The sequence below is a fragment of the Bacillus sp. ISL-7 genome (genome assembly GCF_018613065.1).
Genome location: NZ_JAGGQW010000024.1, coordinates 36,023 through 54,270, shown reverse-complemented (window position 1 = coordinate 54,270; position 18,248 = coordinate 36,023). Strand labels below are relative to the sequence as shown.

Sequence of the window (18,248 nt, the reverse complement as noted above, 5' to 3'; positions counted from 1 at the left end):
CTTTTGAAATCAAACTTTGCGAGTCTTTAAAATTATGATCTTTTCCTTGCTTTCATAATGAAATAAATTTATAGGAACACCCTTGAAAGCGAGTGACATTTCCCTAAATAAGTGTGAAACCACCTCATCACCGTTTGGAAGATTTCCATCTAGTAAAATTCCCGCGACCGTTCCACTGTGGGCGACAACGACTCCGCCCTGATAGCGATGGGCCATCTGATCTAATAGAGGAAAAACGGGCTTTGGCAATATTTTTTGATTCACCCGTGCACTGAGGGTTGCTGCCTCCGCAATATATGTTAAATTTTTCTCCTTAAACCCTTTTGTAACCAGATCATAAGCTTTCATAAATTGCTGTTGATCGTTCTGGCTGTACTCTTTCGGAATTTCATTAAATTCAATTGTGTTGATCATACCCCCAAGGTCGATACCAACGAGGATGAATGGGGGTAAGGCCCCAAAGCTTTCAATCAGCTGACCGTGAATATAGTCATAGACCACGACTTCCTCATACATTACCCCATCGGTAGGTTCCACTTTTGCGGCAATCATCGAGATCATTTCATTTGTGAGCGGAAGACTATAGCTGTCAGCAATTGCTCTTAATGCAGCAACAATATCTGCTGAACTGCTGGCCAGACCTTTACCAACTGGGATATTCGAGCGTATCTCGAGATCCCCGCCGCCCTTTACCCCAAACAGTTGGAATAACCATTCCCCTGCTCTTTTAGCTTTTACTTTTGAGTCTGCCACTCTTATTCCGTTAACGATTGGATCTGGAATAAACCTAGCCTCACTTCTTAAACTCGATATCGGCAGGGTGATTAAATAAGGGCGATCACCCATGATTCCTTGGACCAATTCTCCAAATGTTCCATTGCAGCTTCCTTTTCCTAGTTTCATATAATTAGACTCCCAATGCCTTCAATGTACCGCAACGGTTCGCCCATCTTTGCTCGCTCAGAAGGTACACCGAAATAGAATCTTTACGAAACAGTTGCCTGGCCGTCAGTAAATCGCCGCCATGTCTAAATTTTTCAATGTAGACCATTAAAACTCAATTCCCATCACGGCAGAAATTCCTTCATTATAATAGTGCTTAACGGGCTTCATTTCGGTTACTAAATCAGCGCAAGTGATGATCTCCTCTTTAGCAGACCGTCCGGTAATGACCAGGTGCATCCCCTTGGGGCGCTGCTGAATCAACTCCAGTACTTCTGTCAACGGAAGGACATCGTCAATCGGGAATTTATCAATCGCGAGCGCATTATTCAGTTCATCTAAAATGACAACATCGTAGCCGCCAAACAGTACCTTTTCTTTCGTTAACGCCCACGCTGTTTTTAGGGCTCCCCGATGTTCCACCGGTGTCTTCGTCCACGTAAAGCCGACTCCTGTCTGTACGATTTCAATCCCCAATTTCTCGAACGTAATTTTTTCTCCGTACGTTCGATCAGGCGATTTAATAAATTGAATCATGAGTACCCGTTTTCCCCGGCCGGCGGCACGAACGGCGAGCCCAAGGGCTGCCGTCGTTTTCCCTTTTCCATCACCGGTATAAACTAATGTAAGACCGCGCTTTACTTTTTTTTCTGTTACCTCTTCCATCCGCTTCGCTCCTCGTTACAGCCAGACTGTTTTTTCTTCAAAGGATGTCCGAGCCGGCACTTTCGCCTTTTTTAATACTTCTGGATCGGGATAACCGATAAACAAATTTCCGATAATTTTCTTGTTTTCAGGTGATCCAATAAACTCAACCATTCGTTGGTCGCGAACAAGTCCGACGCCCCTTGTCCTCCAGACCAGCCCTAGTCCCAATTCTTTGGCGGCAAGCCACATCGAATGGATTGCACAGCATACGGCATATTCATTATCGGCAGAGGCCTCTTCATCGCCTGGAACGATGTCGGCTGTAACGACAATATGAACCGGTGTGGTTTTTAGCACTTTTAAGGAGCTTTCGATTAAATTTGGTTTGGTTGGAAAGCGTTCCTGTAAGTATTCATAGGCCAACGCCTCATATTGTTTTTTTGCTTCGCCTTTAATAACATAAAAGCTCCATGGTTCCCGCATCCGGTCATTCGGTGCCCATGTCGCTGCTTCTAATAAGCTGTGAATCTTTTCATCTTCGACCTCTCGCGCCTCATAATCACGGATCGCTCTTCGATTTTTGATTTCCGCTATAATCGACATCTTAGTCCCTCCCTATTCCTACTTCTTGTTTTTCTTCTGCTTCTTGAAACCAGCGTAATTTCTCGCGCAGGCCGACCACATCACCCACCAGAACAATCGCCGGATGAGTAATCCCAGCTTCAAGGACCCGGACTTCGATATCCTTTAAACTTCCGGTCACCGTCTTCTGCTTGGTTGTCGTCCCCCATTGGATAATCGCTGCTTTCGTATCAGGGTTTTTTCCATTCTCGATTAATCTCGAAACAATATAGGGTAAATTCCCAATTCCCATATAAAAGGCAATCGTATCGATTCCTTGAGCGAGGGCTGGCCAATTTAATTGATCCTCATCCTTTTCCGCTCGGCTGTGGCCAGTGACGATCGCGAAGGAGGAAGCATAATCGCGGTGGGTCACCGGAATTCCGGCATAAGCAGGCGCTGCAATACCAGCTGTAATCCCCGGCACCATTTCATAGCGGATCCCATGTTCCGCGAGAATTTCCGCTTCTTCACCGACACGGCCGAAAATACAGGGATCGCCTCCTTTTAATCTGGTGACAATCTTGCCCTGACTGGCTTTTTCAATTAACAGCTCGTGAATTTGATCTTGAATGATCTGATGTCTTCCTGGCTGTTTGCCGCAAAATATCAGCTCTGCCTCCGCCTTTGCATATTTCAGCAGTTCCTCATTTACTAAGCGGTCATATAAAATCACATCCGCCTGCTGGATACACTCCATCCCATAAACCGTGATCAGCCTAGGGTCTCCCGGTCCAGCACCAACAAGATACACTTTTCCATTTGTCATCTTCTCACTCCTTTCCTACGTTACTCATTAGAAATTCCGGCCGATGCAAAGGTGGCCATTTCTTTCAGCATTAAGGCCGCTGATTGTATGATTGGAAAGGCCACTGCTGCCCCGCTTCCTTCGCCAAGCCGCAAATCTAAATCAAGGAGTGGTTTCTTGCCTAATAACTGCAGCGCAATTTCATGTCCAGGCTCGACGGAACGATGACCGACTATCATATAATCCGCTGCTGTCGCACAGATTTCCCTTGCCAAAAGAGCTGCTACCGTGCAAATAAATCCATCTACCAATATCGGGATCCGGTTCCGAGCGGCGGAGAGCATTGCACCGGTCATACCGGCTATTTCCAAACCGCCAAGTTTAGCTAAGATATCGATTGGATCCTTCCGGTCAGGGTTTCTTTCCTTCAGTGCCCGTGTGATGACCTCTTGCTTATGCCGGATTTTTTCTATCGCAATCCCTGTTCCTCGGCCGACAAGAGCACTGATGTCCTGTCCGCTTAAAACCGCTGCGATCGCACTGCTTGGCGTCGTATTGCCAATCCCCATTTCACCAACAATTAAGCATTTGATTCCCTGTTGAATCATCTGTTCCGCCCGTTCATAGCCAACGGCGATGGCTTGTTCGGCCTCTTCTCTTGTCATTGCATCCTGCTGGCAAATATTGTTGGTTCCATAGCGAATTTTCCGATTCACAAACCCTTCAGCCTCAATATCTGCTGCGACACCGATATCGACCACTTCAAACATAGCCCCGATTTGCCGGCTAAAGACATTGATGGCCGCACCGCTGTTTAAAAAATTCATAACCATTTGCACAGTTACTTCCTGCGGAAAAGCGGACACCCCTTCTTCGACCACGCCATGATCAGCGGCAAACACGATCACTCCAGGCGGTGACACGACCGGAAAGGCTTCAGATGTCATTTCCGCCAGTTGAATGGCTATTTCCTCTAATCTCCCCAAACTGCCCGGAGGTTTGGTTAACGTATCGATATACTCACGAACTTGCTGCCCCATTTCTCTATCGAGAGGTTGTATCGCTGTTTTTATGCTATTCATTGGGTGATCCCCCTTTTGTGGTAATCCTTCATTAATTGTTCAATGACATCGAGTTTTACATGTTCCCTAACATGTTCTGCCAGACGGTCAAACGCCTCTTCCCTCAATTGGTTAAAAGATGGGCGGTTATGGATGGGCTCCAACCCCTTTTTGCGACGGATCTGATTAAGCAATTCCTCGCGAAATTCATCATTATGAAATATCCCATGAAAATAAGTGCCAATGATGGTTTCGTCTGAAGAATAACAGCCATCCCATTTTTCATTCGTAAAAATAAGCCCTTGGGACGCTCCTGTCGTCAAGGTTTCACCCATATGAATCTCGTAACCTGTCACATGAAAATTTTTTCCGAAAAGATGCAACATCCCATTTGATAGGATTGTCGTCTTTTCTTTCGTAATGGTCGTTTCAATTGGCAGTAACCGAAGGCCATCGATTGCTTGATGGAGCGACTCGATCGCTAACGGATCCTCAATTTTATCCCCGAGCATTTGATAGCCGCCGCAGATCCCGAAAAGAACGGAGTGTTTCTTTTTCTGTAATTCTGCTATTTTTTGAGCGATGCCGCTCTTTCTTAAAAACAGCAAATCTTCAATTGTATTCTTGCTGCCAGGGAGAATCACTAAATCTGGGTCGTGTAATTGATCCGCTCTCGTTATAAAACGGACATGACAATCCGGCTCGGCAAAAAACGGGTCGACATCGGTGAAATTGGAGATTTTCGGATACTGGATCACCGCGATATCCAATTCTTTTTCGGTATTTTGTGTGGAAGTATATTGATTTAAAATCACGGAATCCTCGGCATCAATATTTAAATTTTCCAAGTAAGGAATCACGCCGAGAACTGGTTTACCTGAATACTCCTCAAACCACGTTAATCCGGATTCCAGCAGGCGGATATCGCCGCGGAATTTATTGATAATCACGCCTATCACTCGGTCGCGGTCCGCTGGTTCCATCAGTTGGAGGGTTCCTACTAAACTAGCAAACACTCCGCCTTTTTCGATATCCCCAATCAGGATCACAGGGGCATCCGCCATTTTAGCGACCCGCATATTGACCAATTCCCGATCATTGAGATTAATCTCGGCCGGACTGCCTGCCCCTTCGATGACAATCCGTTCATAATTTTGGGACAGGGTGGAGAGTGATTGTTGAATCAGTGTCAATCCCGTTTGAAAGAATTCCTGGCGGTACCTTCCTGCTTCCATATTCTTAAATGGTTTACCATGGACGACAATTTGGGATTGGTTATCCCGGTTCGGCTTTAGTAGAATCGGGTTCATATCCGTGGTTGCCTGAATCCCTGCGGCTTCGGCCTGAACTCCCTGGGCTCTGCCGATTTCTTTTCCGTCCACGGTAATATAGGAATTTAACGCCATATTTTGTGATTTAAACGGAACCGTTGTATGTCCATCCTGAGAGAAAATCCGGCAAAAGGCCGTCACGACGACACTTTTGCCGACATCCGAATTAGTCCCTTGAAACATAAGTGGTAGAGCTTTAACCATTTTCTTTGAACCCCTTACATTTCTTCACCCAATTTTCCACAAGCTCAGGGCAAGAGCCAAAATGAAAATGGGTATAACCTGCAATTAAATTCCCTTTCCGATAGCCCTCCTGCTTAAACCCACGCATTCCTTTCGTTTGATAGGCCGGGTCAAAGTCTGTTCTCGGATGAAAGGTAGAGTAGTGAAATTCATGACCTCTTGCTTTCAGATTTCCCGCTAACAAGAAATTTTCTCCTTCTGCAGTGATTTCCCGGTATCCCAAAGCCGCAAGTTTTGTCTGCATTTTCACCTTTCCGGGAATGATCCCGACCATTTTGTAACTCGTTTCATCCGTTGTTTCCAACGATTCGGTTAAGTACATAAACCCGCCGCATTCTGCCAAGGTTGGCAATCCTTTTTCAATGGCTGTTCGAATCGAGTCCTTTACATTTGTCTGTTTGGTCAGCTCCTCGGCAAATTCCTCTGGGAACCCGCCGCCGATATACAAGCCATCGACTTGTTCCGGCAGGCATTCACCTTTTAATGGAGAGAACTCGATCAGCTCAGCTCCGGCCGCTGCTAACATGTCGAGGTTTTCCTGATAGTAAAAATTAAAGGCGGCATCTCGTGCGACTGCAATTTTTACAGTTGCCTGCTCTGCTCTCTTAAACTGGGATTCTTTTACCTTTAAAGGGGAAGCTTTCGCCAGCTCATATAAAGAATCTACATCGACGGTTTCAAGCACTAAATCACCAAGCTGCTCAAAAAATGGATCCAATTCTCCTCGTTCAACGGAGGGTATCAACCCTAAATGCCGTTCCGGAATCGAGAGTTCCTCGTTTCTTTTCAAATGGCCAAGGACGGGGATACCGCATTCTTGCTCAATCGCGGTTTGGACGATTTTAAAATGCCCTTCGCTGCCCACCCGATTGGCGATTACCCCGATAATATTGGCTTCCTCCAGAAACGTTTGAAATCCCTTCACAATGGCAGCCGCACTACGGGCCATGCTGGCACAATTCACGACCAAAATGACCGGACTTTCTGTGATGAGACTGATTTCAGCTGTCGAGCCCGTATTGTTGAGTGGATTTTTCCCATCAAAGAATCCCATTACCCCTTCGATAACGGAAATATCCGCCCCAACACTTGCGCGGTTGACAATCTCTTTGACCATCTCGTGGTTGAGCATCCAGCTGTCAATGTTTCTTGACGTTCTTCCCGTGACGGCCGTATGATAGGTCGGGTCGATATAATCTGGACCGCATTTAAAGCCCTGGACAGTATAGCCCTTTTTCCTTAAAGCCGACATCAGCCCAATCGTCAGGGTTGTTTTCCCGACACCGCTGCCTGTCCCTGCAATTACAAGTCTGCGACTAGACATTCTATTTCCCTCCTCTATCAATTGGGAATCACCGCTACTGAAATGGTGACATTACCTGATTTCTTCTTCATTAGCGCTAACTGTTCCGCACCGCTGTACAATAAGGCTGCCGGCTCACTGACACCGTACGCACCGGTATATTTAAAAACCGTTTCAGAAGGGTTCTGAAGTTTAATGGCATTCAATTCAACTGGTGTGTAATAAATAAACTCCCAGCGGTTTTTATTTACCACTTCGAGCAGTCCCGCTTCATCCTTTTTTAGATCAATCGTGCAAACCGCTTTGACACTTTTTTTCGAAAACCGTAATTCCTCAAGCGTTTCATCGATTACTGCTTCGATTTCAGCTGCAGTTGTCCCGCGGTTGCAGCCCATTCCAAGGACAATCACCTTTGGTCGATATAAAACACCATTATGTAAAATCTCCGTTTCGTCTTCGGATAAATTCCGATGGGTTACTACTAGGGCTGCATCTGGCTTTTGTGCCAGAGCTTCTTGGATCGATGAATACGGCTGAATATTTCCCGGGAGCGGGCGGCCATATGGCCACCAGCCTTTTTCACCTGACTCCTGGACCACGGCAATTGTTTCTTCGTTCACAACCGAAGCGCTAACGGGCGTCAGCTTTTCAGCCGAGTCCCAAATCCAGCCAAACCGTTTTCCGAACAAATCAACCGCAATCGTTTCCTGTACATCTGAAGCGGTGGTTATAATGGGGCGGGCCTTTAGGGCGGCCGCCACTTCTTTCGTTAGTTCATTGGCACCGCCGATATGGCCTGACAGCACGCTGATCACATGTTCGCCCTTATCGTCGATAACGACAACGGCAGGATCTGTTTTTTTATCCTTTAAAATAGGCGCAATCATTCGGACCACGGCTCCAAGGGAAATGATGATGATCAGCCCCTTATAGGCCTCAAAAAGAGAGGGCAGGAGAAGGCGAACGCTTCCGGTGAATAACTGGATGTCCTTGTCCCTTTCATCTCCTTTTTCAAACTTCGCCATATAGTACACATCGGCATGTTGAAACGAATGTCCCAGTTTGCGGGCCAGTTCAACCCCATGCTTTGTAATCGCAACAACGGCATAGTCACCCTTCTGCTGAATGACCGCCCTTTGCGCTTCTTGGAGCTCGATCATTACGACTCCACCCCCCGGCGGAATCCATGTGTAAATGTTTTGTCATACAGCTTGGAACGATAATCTTGTTCGTGAATGTTTTCATCTAGCGCCCAGCCGGCTAAGATCATCGCCTGTTTACGAATCCCATTCACCCGCATATCTTCGTCCAACCGTTCCAGTGTAGTCCGGACAATTTTTTGATCCGGCCACGACGCTTTATAAACGACCGCAACAGGGGTATCCTTGCTCCAGCCAGCCCCGGTCAATTCCTTGACAAGCTTTTTCGTTAACGTGGCACTTAAGAAAAGCGCAATTGTGCAATGATGTTTGGCTAAATCCGCCAGCTTTTCAAATTCTGGCACAGGTGTCCTGCCCTCGGCTCTTGTCAGGATCAAGGTTTGCGTTAAATCAGGAATCGTCAGCTCAGCTTGAGCGGCCGCGGCGGCTGCAAACACTGAGCTCACACCCGGAACAATCTCTACTTCGATTCCTTTCTTTTTTAACAAGACGATTTGTTCCATAATCGCCCCATAGACAGCTGGATCGCCCGTGTGGACACGAACGACCTTTTTCCCTTGCTGGATTCGGTCTGCCATGACGTCAACCATTTCTTCTAAATGCATCCCGGCGGTTTTCAATATTTCGGCAGAAGGTTTTGCTTTAGCAATTAAGTCTTCGTTTACAAGAGAATCCGCATAAAGAACGACATCTGCCTCCTGAAGATGCTGAAGACCTTTTACCGTGATTAAATCAGGATCGCCTGGTCCTGCACCAATGATATAAAGCTTCATTTTCTCACCACCATTAATGTTAAGTATTCAAGCTCTGCTCCTTCGAGCTCATCTGCCCGCCAAATAATCTCCTCATCCGACGTTACCTTTGTGACGACTGAAGCCTTGTCAAGCAAATCTAAATCACGTAATACTTCCAGCATCAAATCAATGACTTTCGCTACTTTTATAAAAATGACACAATCATTGTCTTGAATGACTTTTTTCATGGTTTCATAGTCATCCCGTGCTGGAACAATCGCCACATGCTCATCCCCATCTGCCAATGGAATTCCCAGCCTAGAAGCCGCCCCATTGATGGACGAAATCCCTGGAACGACTTCAATCGGAACCTGCGGATACTTTTCCTGCATTAAACGCATCATATGAATAAACGTGCTGTATAAAAGAGGATCCCCTTCAGTAACAAAAGCGACATCCTTTCCCTCCTGCAGTTTCTCCCACACATTTTCCACGGTTTCTGTCCATTTTCTTTCCAATGTGGCTGGATCCTTCGTCATCGGAAAGACAAGGCCCAGCATTTCTTTTTCGTTCGGCTGAAAATAGACATCAATGATACGATGGGCATAGCTTTTGCTGCCCTTTTGTTTTTTCGGATAGGCAATCACTGGTGATTCCTTTAATTTACGAAACGCCTTAACGGTAATAAGCTCTGGATCCCCCGGGCCAACCCCAAGGCCGTATAATGTACCTAACATGTTTACTCCCCTTCCTTGCGCCATGCCTCTATTATGTAAATCGGATTTAATGCATCAAATCTTGTCAGATTCAAAATAGGTTTGCTTCTGGATATTTGCGCGAGAGTAATATTCGTCTCATATCCCCGCTCTTTAAACGCCATCATCGCTTCGGAAAGATTTTCAATCGTGACGGCATTTAAGACAATGCGTCCACACGCTTTCAAGCGGCTGCAGCAAATATCCAAAATGTCTTCCATCCCGCCTGCCGTCCCGCCAATAAAAACCGCATCCGGATCTGGGAAGGTATCTAATCCCTCTGGTGCTTTCCCGTGAACGAATGTTGCATCCACACGGAACTTGGCTAAATTTTGCTTACAGTTTTCCAGGTCGCCCTCGTTCTTTTCGATGGCAAACACTTGTCCTTCCCTGGCGATTTTCGCAGCCTCAATCGCAACAGAACCTGTGCATGTGCCAATATCCCAAACCGTACTGTCTTCCATTAACCTTAGGGCACTAATGCTTAGTGTGCGAATTTCCTTTTTGGTAATTAAGCCCTTATCCGGTTTGCGCTGAAAAAACTCCGAATCGTCAATGCCAATCGGCCAATGTGGACTTTCCCCTTTTTTCTTGAGAATCACCACATTGAGCGGTGAAAACTCTTCATCTTTCATTTCATCAAGGGTAAACCAGCGGCATCGTTCCTTGTCACTGCCAAGGTTCTCTCCCACAAACGCCTCATATTCAGTCATGCCAAAGGAAAGCAAATACTGAGCGATTTTATTTGGGGAATTTTCTGTGTCGGTTAAGATTGCGACCGTTTTTTTTCCATCCACCCGCTGGGCAAGCCCTTTTATACTCCTGCCGTGAACGCTGGTAAAATAAGCATCCTGCCATCTTTCTTTCATTCTGGCAAAAGCAAGCTGGATCGAACTTAAATATGGATAAATATCCAAATCGATTTTAGAAGATAAATAGCTTCCAATTCCATAGAACAACGGGTCTCCGGAAGCTAGAATCACTACGTTTCTCGTCTCCGACTGCATCCGTTCGACGAGTGAAGAAAGCCCGCCTTCAATCGCGATTTTTTCACCTGCGAATTCAGGAAAAAAGGAAAGCTGTCTCTTTCCACCTATTAATAGTTCACTTTCATTAATCCACTTTTCGTACATCGGGAGCAGGCTGACTTTCCCTTCGTCTCCAATGCCGATCATTTTAATGGATGCCATTCTTTCGCACCGCCTTTCCTAACAAATCCCCCTTCATGGTATAAAGGGTCGTATCTATATCGATCCCGCCATCGACTTCCTTTAAAGCAGCAAGGCAGCAATGGTCGCTTAGCCGTTCGAAAAAGGATAGATGACCCTGTGCTGTCATCAAATCACCAACCTGTGATGCCGTATTGGCCGTTCGAATTTTCTCGACCAGGGCGGCATCCGCACCGGTACGGCTTGCCGCCTCCGCTAAAAAATCAAAATCTACCGGGGCGCTTTTTGAGTGGACCATCATGATCCCCATTGCTACCTTTGAGAATTTCCCCATCATGCCGACCATCGAAACTCTTTTTACCCCTTGCTTCTTACATTGTTTAAGGGTAAACCCGACAAAGTCACCCATTTCGATAAAAGCTTCCTCAGACAGCTCGGGGAATTGCTTCATCGCATTTTTCTCGCTCCGCCCGCCTGTTGTAATCACAACGTGCTCACAGCCACTGGCCCGGGCAACACTAATTGCCTGGATGATACTGGCCTTATAGGCGGCTGTGGAAAAAGGAACGACAATCCCGCGGGTTCCGAGGATAGAAATCCCGCCAATGATTCCTAAGCGTCCATTGAGTGTTTTTTTAGCAATTTCTTCGCCATCTGGAACCGAAATAACGATTTTGATTCCTCTCGTAATCCCAAATTCTTTTAAAACCCCTTCGGCCGTCTCACGAATCATCCTGCGGGGAACGGGGTTAATCGCGGCCTCGCCAACAGGAACGGGTAATCCGTCCTTTGTGACCCGGCCAACCCCAATTCCCCCGTCCAGGACGATACCTGGTTCATCGAGCCATGACACAGTGGAAACGATCAAGGCCCTGTGGGTGGCATCCGGGTCATCCCCCGCGTCTTTAATGGTACTGGCGATGGCCGTTTGTTCCGTTACCTCACAGCTTTCTATCAGAAAGGTTGCAAACCGCTTGACGGGCAAGTAAATCGTTGATTCTGTTTGCGGCTCACCGGTAATTAATGCCGTAAGCGCCGCTTTGGTGGTTGCCGTTGCACAGGCCCCTGTCGTATATCCTTCCCGCAGCTTTCCTTTTGGTACTTCCTGCATGGGTTATCCCCGTTCAGCCATAATGGAAATAGCATTTAATGCGGCAACGGTCACGGTACTGCCGCCTTTCCTGCCAATATTTGTGATGAACGGGATATCGAGCTTGGCTAGTTCTTCTTTTGACTCAGCCGCAGAAACAAACCCAACTGGCAAACCAATGACAAGACTTGGTTTCGCTTCTCCTTCTTTAATCAGGCGAATGAGTTCGAGTAAGGCGGTTGGGGCATTCCCGATGGCAAAAATGCCACCGTCCGCTTCCTTGATCGCTTTCCGCATCGAAATAATTGCCCTTGTGGTATTCAGCCGTTTGGCTTCCTGTACCACATCCGGGTCAGAAATATAGACCTTGATTTCTCCGCCGTACTTTTCAATTCGCGCTTTATTAGCCCCGCTTTGAATCATTTGAACATCGGCAACTACCATTTTCCCGCTCCGAATCGCCCGAATACCGGACTGAATCGCGTTAGGATGGAAGAGGACGCTTTTCCCGAGTTCAAAATCAGCGGATGCATGGATGATGCGCTGGACAATCGGATACTGCTCCTCGGTAAATGGGTGCTCCCCAATTTCTTCATTAATCATTTCAAAGCTTCTGCCTTCAATCTGTTCCGGTTGGACGGTTAACGGTTTAAATTCGGTACGAAAATCCATTTCTATCACTCCTGTATTAAAATGATTGTTCTGTTGTGACGGCTGGTGTGGAATCAATCCTATTATCTAATTCTGAAATGACATCAATAAAATTAGCATAGACGGTTACATAATTCAGTTTCGGACGGCCAATAAGGATGACCTCAATCCCCAGTTCCTTGGCGGCTTCGACCTTTTCATCGACCGATCCGACTTTCCCGCTCTCTTTCGTCACCATTAAGGTCACGCCATATTGCTTATATAGGGCTTTGTCGAACTCTTTTGAAAATGGTCCCTGGATCGCAACAATATTTTTCTGCGGCAGCCCTAGCTGTTCACATTTCTCCATATTATCCATACGAGGCAGCATCCTGGCGATCAAGCGGATGTCCGGGTTTCCTAATAGTTTTTCTGTGAAAATTTGAAGCGTCTTGCTGCCGGTCGTCAGCATCACTACGCCTTTTTTGGCCAATGCAAGCCCCGCTGCTTCCTCGTAGCTTTCGACGACTGTCATGTTTTCATATTGGAAAGTTTGTGACTCCCGTTCATACCGGATATAGGGGATTCCCGCTGTTTGGGCCGCCTTGATTGCGTTTTTCGAAGCTTCTTCCGCAAACGGATGACTGGCATCGACAACCGCTAGAATCCCTTTTGTGTCAATCAACCCCACCATGTCTTCATCCGTTAATCTTCCTACTTGAACAGGTATCCCTGACTCCCTTAATTCAACCGCTGCATTTTCTGTGACAACGGAGGCCAAGAGATCGAAGCCCTTCTTTTTTATTTCTAAAGCAAGGGCTCGTGCATCACTTGTACCAGCTAATACGAAAATCATTCTCTATCTCCTGCCTTTTGCACTGCATGTTCGTGATCATGATGATGGTCGTGGTCATGGTCATGATGGTGATGGTCATGGCCGTGATCATGATCATGGTGGTGGTGATGATCGATATGTTCCATCACATTGAGACGGTATTGGCAGGTATCGCAGTTCATCTTCACCTCATCACGGAGGGCTTCTTCCACCCGATCGATTAAAATCGTCTGTAATTTTGGATGATAACCAAAATAGTCAGCCAACTGAAATTCAACCGTGGAATATTGATTTTGAATAGGAACCATCATATCTTCTAACCGTTTAATCAGGATGCCGGTGAATAGAAAGTAAGGCAGGATTACCACTTTTTTTGCTCCAAGCTTAATACAGCGCTCAATCCCTTCGTTCACAAGGGGATTGGTCACCCCCATAAAAGCAGGTTCGACGATTTTATAGTTTGTTTTTTCCCATAGTAATCTAGCAATTTTATATAAATCACTATTCGCATCGGGATCGCTTCCGCCCCGTCCTAACAAAAGGACAGCCGTTTCGTCTTCGATGGATTCTAGATTCTCGCCAATTTCCATTAATCTGGTTTTTAGAATTTCAAATGTTTCCTCATGAACGCCGATTGGCCGGCCATAAGTAAATTGAACAAGCGGATATTTATTCTTTGCCTCATCAATAGCTGCTGGAATATGAATTTTGGAGTGTCCTGCCTGTAAGAGCATGATTGGAATCACGACAATATGGTCGGCCCCTTTCTCCACACACAGATCGATTCCTTGATTAACGGTTGGCCGTTCAAATTCTAAAAAGCACGTCTCAACCAGGAAAGAATCGTCCCAAGTCTTTCTCATCTCACCGATGAACTCGCGAACCTGCTGATTTCCCTCTTGATCTCTGCTCCCATGCCCCACAAATAAAATTGCTTTCAAAATATTTCCTCCCCTTTGTTTGTAAATGCCTTACCTGCCAATTGACCTAGACTTCTTCCCTTTACTCCCCGCAAACAGCCGCTTCGATTTTAAGGTTTGGTGTGATATCCTGGTACACAAAACCTTGAACCTCTTTGATCCGTTTAAAAAATTTATAGAAACGTTCATTTGGATAGGCCTTTTGTTTGTACTCTTGAACAATCCCCTCTATGACCCCGACAATTTGGTCCGGTGCGATTCCTTCCGCTACGATTTGGCCAGGATGTGCGGTTCTTCCAGCTGTCTTGGCTCCTAAAAATAAATCAAACGCCCCCTTACGGTAGACAATGCCAATATCTTCTTTTACGGCTCCATAACAGGCCATACCGCAGCCATTCACACCAAGTTTCAATTCTTTGGGGAGTTCCATGCCGCCAAGCCTTTCCTGAAGCTCATCGGCATAAGGAATGGAATCCTTCTTTTCTCCGTCACAAAAATCACAGGCTTTTACGGTTAATACGTCGCCAACAGGAGCAATCAAAAAGTTGGCCGCCTTTAGCTTTTCAACAATCTCATCAGGCCTAGAGGTTAAAATTTGCAGCTTCATAAAATGGTCTTGTGTGTATTCCATGCCCCCTTCTTCTCCGACAATTTCGGAAAGAATGACCATCTGATTCGCGGTAAATTTTTTATTGGCGACACCAGGGCTGACCGCTACTTCAAAAATAGATTGAAAGTCTTGCTTCACCATTAAACCTTGGGAAGGTCCATCGTTCTCACCAAGGATCATTTGCAAGGCTTCCTCAGCCAGCTCTCTTGGCGACTCTTTCACTGAGGTTGGGGTGACTAGTTCCTTGTTTACCGGTTTTACATCTTCCATTTGCTCCAGTGCCCATGGTTCGGCTTCCTTTTGCAGACGCTGATGCGGTTTCAACGGCTGAATTGCCTGATTTAATGTATACTTCCGCTGATAACCGCGCGGAGTGATGATCAAGCCGTCGTAGAAAAATGTGGAAGAGTTGCCAATTAAAACGGTGGTTAACATGCCAATTTCATGTTCGAGCATCTCTTGTAGATTAGTTAAGACGATCTTTTGACTATCACGGTAAGCACTCTTTACCAATCCTACAGGGGTGTCTGGCGAGCGATATTTTAGTAGAATTTTTTGTGCTTCCATGATCTGCCGTGTTCTTCTCCCGCTTTTTGGATTATATAAGGCAATCACAAAATCAGATGAAGCGGCCGCTTCGATTCGTTTCTCAATCAAGCTCCAAGGTGTCAAATGGTCACTTAAGCTGATCGTACAGGCATCATGCATGACCGGCGCGCCTAATAAAGCAGCACAGGAGTTGATGGCGGAAATGCCAGGGACCACCTCCACTTCTACCCCTGAGTCTTTTTTCCAGCCTTTTTCGATTAGCACTTCGTAAACCAGTCCTGCCATTCCATATACACCGGCATCACCGCTCGAAATGACGGCTACCGTGTAACCGAGTTCGGCCTGTTTCACGGCCTCCTGGGCCCGGCCCACTTCTTCTGTCATTCCTGTGCTGATGATTTGCTTTCCAGCTATTAATCCCTTGATTAGATCAACGTAGGTTTTGTAGCCGATGATGATATCACTTTCTTCGATGGCTTCTTTTGCCCGTCCAGTGATATGTTTTTCATCACCAGGGCCAAAACCAATAACCAATAATTTGCCTTTCACACTATTACGCCACCTTCCAAAATTTCAAACTAGAATCCAGCACTATCCGCTGTTACATCTTTTCTTTAACCACTTTTTGTACTCCTTCGATGCATTCCGACCCTTCTGGCGGTATGAATCCTGCTTCGGAATATTGATAGATCGCATGCTCCTGAAGGCAATGACCTTCTGCTAGATGACGCTTTACAATCGTAGTTCCCACTTCTGGGGTTACGTTTTTATACCAAGTCCCTGACGGATAGACGATGGCAACGGGTGCATCCTTACATCTCCCATTGCATTTCGTTCTTGTTGTATGTATGAGTGAATCTAAGTTTAAATTGGTGATTTCATTCCGAATCGCTTGTGTCGCTTCCTCCCCACCCTTTCCCATACAGCTGCTGCCGTTGCAAATAAAAACATGGTGTTTCGTCCCTTGTAAATTCCAAGTAGTCATGTCACACTCTCCTTTTCGTTTTTTACGTAAAAAAAGCACCCCTATGGACATAGAGGTGCAAAATATACACACAAAAAAATAGCGATGTATGTTCAGCACTTCTACCTATGTTCCCGTAGGTTGATGGAAGTTATTAGGTAAAGGCAGGTCTCCTGACTTAGGTTCATCATTTCATTGCGTCTTCCCGAATTCCTTCAGTGACATCTGCAATGAACTCCCCATACAGTGGCGGGTACCGTGACGGATTTAAACCGTACTTCCCTATTAAGCACATATTCGTGCACCTATCCTAATCTATTCAATTGTTAAAAAGGCTTGTTCCTTCTAAAGCTAAACTATGATAATTAAAAATGATTTAGAATCATCAAAACGAAAAAATCCGTTCAACATTAGTTGAACGGATAAAACGTCAGCACAAAGAAAGATAATAAATAATCCTTTTTGTCCAAACGTTCCATCTTCTCAACCCCCGAAGAAATCGAAACATTAAAAGTTAAGACAGGACTCCTGACTTGTGTTTCTTCCTACTTTAGACCCTTCCCGAATCGTCAATAAAATAAACGGTCCGGTGGTTTGTCTATTTCGTCCACACTTACAGTTGCGGGGACAGTTCTGGCCTTTCACCAGATTCCCAATTAAGCCCTAAGGCATCTTAACTAATTGTTAACAAATTCATATGTAATTTTAAGAGATAATAATTATACTAGTCTAACAAATAGAATATATCAAGTGCTTTTTAAATTCCCTTATATTATTTTAGGGGGGCGGCATAGCGATCGGATTGCTGGATACCTACAACAACTTCTTTATTCCCATTCCCTGTATTAATGCCCTATTAGTTATTATGAATCGTGGTAAAAGGAATCGGTAAATGATGAAAGAAAACTTCATTATGACATTATCAATCGACAAAAGGTCCAATTGTTACATTTCCCCACCAAAGGTGACCACCGTCTGTCTATCAGGACCAAACGCCTGACCATTCCATTTCAATACAGTTTGTATATATCCCAGACTGTCCGCATTATACCTGCCAGCTATCCTTTGATACGCTTCGAGTTCATATCTATCATCCCTGTTAAAATCAATCGGGTATAAACCAGACAAGGGATTCACCCACCCATTAATAGGAGCCTTTAATATACCTTGGGGGTTATAGATTTCCGATAAATATTCCTTCCCCTTATAAGTAAGGTCAAGAATATACTTTTCTCTGAGATGATAACTGATTACCTTTGCTTTGTATTGATTTTCATAAGTCACATCGTACTTATAGGAATCATTGAATGCATCTGAATCAAATATTTGCCTTATTTGACCGTTCATATAAGAAAAGATATACGCATAAACCGTGCCGGCGCTTCCTCCGGTGTCAATAACCACTAAAATATCTTCCCCCTTGTTGCCTGTCAAATCACCTAGAAAAAGTGTGGGGTTGTATCCTGAGTTATTTTTAAAATGGATGTGATCATAGTGATGTGTTCTCCCATTTTGGACAACCAAAGTGATATCTTTCCAAAATGGACTATCAGGAGTTTTATATGCCGTAAGATAAACATTATCCTTTATCCCGTCTCCGTCAATATCACCCCTCTTTACTGTTACGATGGCTGGACTATTAGTATATATCTGTCTTGAATCAGCTGATTGCAGTCCCGCCCGTATTTCAAAAAGTTTGTGCTTTGAAGGATAAGGATTGGGAAAGGACAAAGCCAGATCAATTGTTTGCAGTGCTTCATTTGTTAATCCTGCTCTTGCCTGCGTTTTAGCCAAACAGTACCAATAATAGGGATGATTCGTCTCACGTATTTTTGTGTAATAATGATGCAGCTCTTTATTAAAATCATTGGTTTCCATCTGCAACCCACCTGTCTTATGATTCTCCATATAGATTTATGTACAAATCCACAGGAG

Annotated in this window: 18 protein-coding genes and 2 riboswitches; all 18 genes read right to left on the bottom strand. The window is 45.3% G+C overall.

All coding sequences use genetic code 11. The annotated features are described in order from the left end of the window. Positions 1-9: 9 nt before the first annotated feature. Positions 10-903, bottom strand: coding sequence for a GHMP family kinase ATP-binding protein (locus J7E66_RS07310; RefSeq protein WP_214998756.1), 894 nt, complete (start codon positions 901-903; stop codon positions 10-12). Between the two features lie 147 nt (positions 904-1,050). Beyond that, positions 1,051-1,608 (bottom strand): cob(I)yrinic acid a,c-diamide adenosyltransferase, encoded by a 558-nt coding sequence (gene cobO / locus J7E66_RS07305; RefSeq protein WP_214998754.1) that lies wholly within the window; start codon positions 1,606-1,608, stop codon positions 1,051-1,053. Between the two features lie 15 nt (positions 1,609-1,623). Beyond that, positions 1,624-2,193 carry a nitroreductase family protein gene (locus J7E66_RS07300; protein WP_214998752.1) on the bottom strand — a complete coding sequence of 190 codons (570 nt, stop codon included), beginning with the start codon at positions 2,191-2,193 and terminating at the stop codon, positions 1,624-1,626. A 1-nt stretch (position 2,194) separates the two neighbouring features. Next, positions 2,195-2,980, bottom strand: a complete 786-nt coding sequence (cobA, locus tag J7E66_RS07295) for a uroporphyrinogen-III C-methyltransferase (protein WP_214998750.1) — start codon at positions 2,978-2,980, stop codon at positions 2,195-2,197. Positions 2,981-3,000: 20 nt separating this feature from the next. Beyond that, positions 3,001-4,041, bottom strand: coding sequence for a nicotinate-nucleotide--dimethylbenzimidazole phosphoribosyltransferase (gene cobT, locus J7E66_RS07290; protein ID WP_214998748.1), 1,041 nt, complete (start codon positions 4,039-4,041; stop codon positions 3,001-3,003). Next, positions 4,038-5,555 (bottom strand): cobyric acid synthase, encoded by a 1,518-nt coding sequence (locus J7E66_RS07285; RefSeq protein ID WP_214998746.1) that lies wholly within the window; start codon positions 5,553-5,555, stop codon positions 4,038-4,040. The genes cobT and J7E66_RS07285 overlap by 4 nt, the downstream gene beginning before the upstream one ends. Continuing rightward, complete coding sequence (locus J7E66_RS07280) at positions 5,548-6,918, bottom strand: cobyrinic acid a,c-diamide synthase CobB (RefSeq protein ID WP_214998743.1); 1,371 nt, start codon at positions 6,916-6,918, stop codon at positions 5,548-5,550. The genes J7E66_RS07285 and J7E66_RS07280 overlap by 8 nt, the downstream gene beginning before the upstream one ends. A 17-nt stretch (positions 6,919-6,935) precedes the next feature. Continuing rightward, positions 6,936-8,057 carry a cobalt-precorrin 5A hydrolase gene (locus tag J7E66_RS07275; RefSeq protein ID WP_214998741.1) on the bottom strand — a complete coding sequence of 374 codons (1,122 nt, stop codon included), beginning with the start codon at positions 8,055-8,057 and terminating at the stop codon, positions 6,936-6,938. After that, positions 8,057-8,830, bottom strand: coding sequence for a precorrin-4 C(11)-methyltransferase (gene cobM / locus J7E66_RS07270; protein ID WP_214998739.1), 774 nt, complete (start codon positions 8,828-8,830; stop codon positions 8,057-8,059). Before cobM ends, J7E66_RS07275 begins: the two co-directional genes overlap by 1 nt. Beyond that, positions 8,827-9,528, bottom strand: a complete 702-nt coding sequence (cobI, locus tag J7E66_RS07265) for a precorrin-2 C(20)-methyltransferase (RefSeq protein ID WP_168243619.1) — start codon at positions 9,526-9,528, stop codon at positions 8,827-8,829. The genes cobM and cobI overlap by 4 nt, the downstream gene beginning before the upstream one ends. Positions 9,529-9,530: 2 nt before the next feature. Then, on the bottom strand, positions 9,531-10,736 hold the full coding sequence (gene cbiE / locus J7E66_RS07260; RefSeq protein WP_214998737.1) for a precorrin-6y C5,15-methyltransferase (decarboxylating) subunit CbiE: 1,206 nt from the start codon (positions 10,734-10,736) through the stop codon (positions 9,531-9,533). Then, positions 10,723-11,826 (bottom strand): cobalt-precorrin-5B (C(1))-methyltransferase, encoded by a 1,104-nt coding sequence (locus tag J7E66_RS07255; protein ID WP_214998735.1) that lies wholly within the window; start codon positions 11,824-11,826, stop codon positions 10,723-10,725. Before J7E66_RS07255 ends, cbiE begins: the two co-directional genes overlap by 14 nt. A gap of 3 nt (positions 11,827-11,829) precedes the next feature. Then, positions 11,830-12,477: a precorrin-8X methylmutase gene (locus tag J7E66_RS07250; protein WP_214998733.1), complete on the bottom strand. Its 648-nt coding sequence runs from the start codon at positions 12,475-12,477 to the stop codon at positions 11,830-11,832. Between the two features lie 16 nt (positions 12,478-12,493). Further along, positions 12,494-13,291, bottom strand: a complete 798-nt coding sequence (cobK, locus tag J7E66_RS07245; protein WP_214998731.1) for a precorrin-6A reductase — start codon at positions 13,289-13,291, stop codon at positions 12,494-12,496. After that, the gene (locus tag J7E66_RS07240; RefSeq protein WP_214998729.1) at positions 13,288-14,211 is read right to left on the bottom strand and encodes a sirohydrochlorin chelatase; all 924 of its coding nucleotides are present in this window, start codon (positions 14,209-14,211) and stop codon (positions 13,288-13,290) included. Before J7E66_RS07240 ends, cobK begins: the two co-directional genes overlap by 4 nt. Before the next feature lie 61 nt (positions 14,212-14,272). Continuing rightward, positions 14,273-15,898 (bottom strand): precorrin-3B C(17)-methyltransferase, encoded by a 1,626-nt coding sequence (cobJ, locus tag J7E66_RS07235; protein WP_214998727.1) that lies wholly within the window; start codon positions 15,896-15,898, stop codon positions 14,273-14,275. A gap of 52 nt (positions 15,899-15,950) precedes the next feature. After that, positions 15,951-16,334, bottom strand: a complete 384-nt coding sequence (locus tag J7E66_RS07230; RefSeq protein ID WP_214998725.1) for a (2Fe-2S) ferredoxin domain-containing protein — start codon at positions 16,332-16,334, stop codon at positions 15,951-15,953. Between the two features lie 125 nt (positions 16,335-16,459). After that, positions 16,460-16,637, bottom strand: a riboswitch (cobalamin riboswitch). A gap of 177 nt (positions 16,638-16,814) precedes the next feature. Beyond that, a riboswitch (cobalamin riboswitch) is annotated at positions 16,815-17,004 on the bottom strand. A gap of 254 nt (positions 17,005-17,258) precedes the next feature. Further along, complete coding sequence (locus J7E66_RS07225; RefSeq protein ID WP_251032811.1) at positions 17,259-18,191, bottom strand: VCBS repeat-containing protein; 933 nt, start codon at positions 18,189-18,191, stop codon at positions 17,259-17,261. Positions 18,192-18,248 lie beyond the last annotated feature (57 nt).